Genomic DNA, 4,589 nt, shown 5'->3' on the forward strand with positions numbered 1-4,589 from the left:
TCGCCCGCGCAGGCGGGCGACCCAGTATTCCAGAGCCTTCGTGTCGATCACCAGCGCCCTGCAATACTGGATCCCCGCCTCCGCGGGGATGACGTCAGAAGCGAGCGGCCGCCCATGATGGACGGCTTCTCGGCACGCAGAACACTGCGAGATTCCGGGTCTGCGCGCTCCGCACGCATCCCGGAATGACGGCGCGTGGTGAGGAGTGTCCGTGGCTTTCGACGTGTCCTCGCGGCGCCTCCGAATCAAAACGCGCCGCGGAGGCCGCGGCGCGTCGGGTGGCGGGACGTGCGGGGGCGGCTATGGGGCGCCGCTGGAGCCGGCGCGCACCGCGTCGTCGACCAGCGCGTGCGCATCGGTGACGCCGCGCGCTGCGTTCTGCACGATGATTTGCGCCATCATCGCCTTGGTGGCCGGGGTTCGGTGCTCCGCCGCGATCTGCTCGACCGCGATATCGAGCACTTCGCGCAGCGTCGCGACGTATTCGGGATCGAACTTCGGCGGTTCGTTGGCAGTCATCGTCGTCTCCTTCAGTTACGGCGCGCACCTTGTCGGGCCAATGCGGCCCAAGTGCGGAGCGGCGATGAAGTTGCAGTGACGGAGACGATTCTTCGGCGACGCGATCACGCCGCTCTGAATCGAAAAACCGTTGCGGCACAACGACGGACGCAGATGCGCCGCAGACTCGACGCATTCCAGTTTCGAGCAAATCCAGATCGCGGAGGCGTCATCGCGCCGCAGTGACCTGGGCGCGATCGTCGGTGCCGAGACCGTGTGATTTCAACCGCCGCGAGTCACCTCGCCGGGTGTCGCGCGCGCAAGCGGCGCGCGTGAGCCGGCGACGCGATCTGGGCGGTGGCGCGCTGCGGTGGTCACGGCGGCGCTCGGCTTGCCGGGGGCCATTGTCGGCCCGCCGAACAGACAAAACGCCCGCCGGAGCCCCCGCACGAGGGGCGCCGACGGGCGTGTTGTCAGCTTCGCAGAAGTAAGAAGCTTACTTCTTGGCGGCCGGGGCGGCCGGCGCCGGCGCCGCAGCAGCCGGAGCGGCGACGGTGGCGCCGTTCCAGTACTTCGGGAACCAGGTGGTGTTGCTGAGAACAGCGAAGTGCACCAGGAGAGCGATCACGGTGACGCTGCCGAGCAGCAGCGGCAGGCCGACGCCCGGGTTCACGACGGTCCAAATACGACCTTGATTCATGTTCGATACTCCTTAGTGCAGCCAGGGCGAGTAAACATACGCCAGGAAATGCGCGACGATGGCGATCGCGCCGAAGATGCGCGTGCCGTCGATCACATGCTTGTGGAGCTCTTCCGACTCCGCGATCGTCAGACCGGTCGGCCAGACCTTGTTCGGATCGTCTGCCATTGTAAAAACCTCCTGAGAGACTTCGATCATCTGCGTGCGGTCCGCACGCGTCAGTGCTGCTAGCAGCGACCGGGGCGCCTGATCCGGCGAGGCTGTCGGCGGCCGCCCCTCCAGGCTGCCGCTCATCCCCGCGGACCGTTCGGTCCCGGCTGAGACCTCCGTGGCCGGGCCGCCATCGTCCGGCAGCGTACCGATCACGTCGTTCTCTCGCCCGGTCACATTATCGTGACAGCCCCCCTTGTCAACTTGACATGACACTGACCGCTGTCCGGTTCATTCCGGACAGCCGCAGTCGATCAGGCTGACAGCCAAGGAAAAACGGCAATCGCGCACCGCTCACGCGTCAGAGCCGCTCGGCCGGTGCGTGCGGTGCAGCGCCGCGCGCCGGCGCGGAGTCGTGGGCGCTGTGCCGCGGCGGCCGATACGAGATCACCGCGCAGGCGACCGCCAGGATCAGGATGGCGCCGCTTTCGTACAGCAGGTTCTCCGGCGGCTGGTCCTTGCCTTGCAGGATGAGGAGCCGCGAGATCGCCGTGATGGCGATGAACATCGGCAGCGTGATCGGGATCTTCTTGCTTTCGTAATACACCGCGACCATCGCGATCACTTCGACATAGATGAACATCAGCAGCAGCTCTTTCAGCGTGACGCGGACGTTCAGCACGGTGTCGTAGATCTCCTGCGCCATCGCCACCACGGCGAAGCTGCCGATCAGCAGCAGGAAGACGTTCTCGATCAGCCGGAAGCCTTTGCGGATCAGCGGCATCGGCGGGGCGGGTGTCGGCAGGTCGTTCATCGGCAGCAATCCAGTTGCGGCGCGGCTCGCGCCTTAAGGTGTCCGATCTAACCGCAGCGGGCGCACCGCGTCTTTGAGCCGGCCGCGCGCTGCGGAAAATCGCCGCTGCGGCCGATCGCCATGGCGCTGCCGCTCACGGCATCGGCTGCGCCCGCTCGACCACCGCCTGCTGCGCGCTGGTCTCGATCGCGCCGCGGCCGCGCGCGGCACGCACCTGCGCGATCGCGGCGGTCGGCGGCACGCCGAGCTCGACCAACAGCCGCGCCGCGATCATGCCGGCGCGCCCGAGCCCGCCCTTGCAATGCACCAGGACGTCGTCGCCGGCGCGCAGCCGCTGCCGGATCAGCCGGCCCTCGGTGTCCCAGCGCCGCTCGAATGCCGCGGTCGGCGGGTGATAGTCCGGGATCGGCAGATGCAGCCACTGCATGGCGCGGCGCTCCACCTCGGCGCCGAGCTCCGGCACCTTCAGCAGTTGCAGTTCGCGCGGCTCGACCAGCGTGAGCACCAGACGTGCACCCCAGGCCTGGATCGCGTCGAGATCGGCGGCAAGATCGCGGGCCCAGCCGCCGGTCAGCGCCGAGGCGTCGTGCTTGCCGGGGCAGAAGGTGATGCCGATGCGGCCGTGGCCCGGCCCGGCCCGGACTTCGGCGATCTGCAACGGATGGGTCTGGCTGGTGCGCAGCGGCGCCATCACTCCTCCATGGTGTCGAAGGCGCGGACCCGGGTGGCGGCGGCGCTCCCGGCCGCGACGCGGCGGATCAGGTCGTCGCGCCGCGCCAGCAGCAATGCGGTCAGCGCCCGCGCCTCGCCCGTGTCGCCGAGCACCTCGCGGACCACCGCGCCGATCGCGGGCTCCGTCAGCCGCGCCACCTTGGCGACCGAGGCGGCGAGCGCGGGCCGGCTCATCGCGCCGAACACGCAGGCCGCCACCGCGTTGGCGCGGGCGTCGCGCAGCGTGTCGAACTCGATCACCTCGGGACCGAAGTCGGTTTTGCGCGCGCCGCGGGCGCGATACGCCAGCGCGCCGCCCTGGTCGATCCGCACCACGCCGCCGTCGCGGGTCACCAGCACGTTGTCGAGGTCGGTGCCGAGCACGTCGCGGTTGGCGAGCCAGGCATCGACCGCGAAATCGCGGCACACGTCGGCGGCGACGCCGTTGTCCGGAAAGGCCAGCGCTTCGCCGAGCGAGGCGCCGCGCAGCATCGCGCTCGCCACCGCAAGGACGCCGCCGCGCCGCACCAGCTCGACCTCGGCGACGCTGGTGCCGGCGAGCCGGTACAGCCGATTGGCCAGCACTTCGTTGCGGGCGTGATCGTCGCTCGGCGGGGTTTTGACGTACCAGGCGCGGCCGTGGTCATCGGCATAGAGGCCGCCGGCGTTGGAGCCGGCCTGGCCGCCGATCGCGGTCCAGCGGTTGGCGTCGCGCAGGCTCATTTCCAAGCAATCTCCCGGCGCCGATGATTTGCGCCGGATCAAGCGACAGCGCGCGGCGCGCCGATTAGCGTAGCGCCGCCGCTGGCCTGCGCAACACCGACCAAACGCCAAGCACCGGGGAGGCGGGGCGATGTCATTGTCGAGGATGTGGGACCTGCTGACCGGCCGCGACCGCCGCGCCGCGAGCAGCATCGATTGGGATGCCCGCTACGGCACCGACACCCGCTCCACCGTCGAGCTGCACGGGCTCACCATTGCGCACGACAGCCGCCGGTTCGGCGAGCGCTATCAGGCCAGCGACCCGTCGGCGCTCGCCGACGCGGTGGCGTTCACCGGGCTCGATCCGCGGCTGCATCGCTTCGTCGATCTCGGCTGCGGCAAGGGCCGGATGCTGATCGTCGCCGCCGAACTCGGTTTCAAGTCCTGCGTCGGCGTCGAATTCGCGGGCGAGCTGGCCGCGACCGCGAAGGCCAATGTCGCGGCGGCCGGCTTCAAGACGATCTCGATCGTGCACGGCGACGCCGGCGCCTACGCGTTCCCGGAGCAGCCGTTCGTGCTGTATCTGTTCAACCCGTTCGGCAAGCCGATCATGGAGCGGGTGCGCGACAATCTGGCGAAGCTGCGCCGCGCCGAGTATTACGTGATCTACAAGAACCCGCGCGAGCGCCGGATCTTCGACGAGATGCCGACGCTGCGCTATCTCGGCCCCCCGCCGGCGCACAAGGGCGTGTGGGGTGTGCATGTCTGGGCGCCGCGCGGCGCGTAATGAACGAGTTCGTAGGATGGGTTGAGCCGCAGGCGAAACCCATCGCTCCGTCGTTTGCGTCGTGATGATGGGTTTCGCTGCGCTCAACCCATCCTACGCGTGTGCGTGGCTCGAGATTCCTGTATCTGCGATGTGCTGGTGCATAGTCAGCACGACAGAGGCCGCTCGGTAGATTCCCGGCCGATCATCTCGCCGTAACCCGGTGCGGGCGCCTCTGTCGGTGTTGC

General features: G+C 68.9%; 7 protein-coding genes. 1 reads left to right on the plus strand and 6 read right to left on the minus strand.

What is annotated here, in order from left to right; translation table 11 throughout:
• Positions 1-300: 300 nt before the first annotated feature.
• The 6 genes from DWA33_RS24545 to DWA33_RS24570 form a co-directional block, all read right to left on the minus strand.
• Positions 301-519: a hypothetical protein gene (locus DWA33_RS24545; protein WP_114361094.1), complete on the minus strand. Its 219-nt coding sequence runs from the start codon at positions 517-519 to the stop codon at positions 301-303.
• A 475-nt stretch (positions 520-994) separates the two neighbouring features.
• The gene (gene pufA, locus DWA33_RS24550) at positions 995-1,198 is read right to left on the minus strand and encodes a light-harvesting protein (RefSeq protein ID WP_114361095.1); all 204 of its coding nucleotides are present in this window, start codon (positions 1,196-1,198) and stop codon (positions 995-997) included.
• Between the two features lie 12 nt (positions 1,199-1,210).
• Positions 1,211-1,366: a light-harvesting antenna LH1, beta subunit gene (pufB, locus tag DWA33_RS24555; RefSeq protein ID WP_011157052.1), complete on the minus strand. Its 156-nt coding sequence runs from the start codon at positions 1,364-1,366 to the stop codon at positions 1,211-1,213.
• A gap of 343 nt (positions 1,367-1,709) precedes the next feature.
• The gene (locus DWA33_RS24560) at positions 1,710-2,162 is read right to left on the minus strand and encodes a phosphate-starvation-inducible protein PsiE (protein WP_114361100.1); all 453 of its coding nucleotides are present in this window, start codon (positions 2,160-2,162) and stop codon (positions 1,710-1,712) included.
• Between the two features lie 133 nt (positions 2,163-2,295).
• Positions 2,296-2,853 (minus strand): cyclin-dependent kinase inhibitor 3 family protein, encoded by a 558-nt coding sequence (locus tag DWA33_RS24565; protein ID WP_114361096.1) that lies wholly within the window; start codon positions 2,851-2,853, stop codon positions 2,296-2,298.
• The gene (locus DWA33_RS24570) at positions 2,853-3,596 is read right to left on the minus strand and encodes a type III effector HopAG1 (RefSeq protein WP_114361097.1); all 744 of its coding nucleotides are present in this window, start codon (positions 3,594-3,596) and stop codon (positions 2,853-2,855) included. The genes DWA33_RS24565 and DWA33_RS24570 overlap by 1 nt, the downstream gene beginning before the upstream one ends.
• A gap of 130 nt (positions 3,597-3,726) precedes the next feature.
• Here DWA33_RS24570 and DWA33_RS24575 point away from each other — a divergent pair, with 130 nt between their 5' ends.
• Entirely contained in the window at positions 3,727-4,362 is a 636-nt protein-coding gene (locus DWA33_RS24575; RefSeq protein WP_114361098.1) for a class I SAM-dependent methyltransferase, read from the plus strand.
• Positions 4,363-4,589: the final 227 nt, after the last annotated feature.

The sequence above is a fragment of the Rhodopseudomonas pentothenatexigens genome, assembly GCF_900218015.1.
Classification (GTDB): domain Bacteria; phylum Pseudomonadota; class Alphaproteobacteria; order Rhizobiales; family Xanthobacteraceae; genus Rhodopseudomonas; species Rhodopseudomonas pentothenatexigens.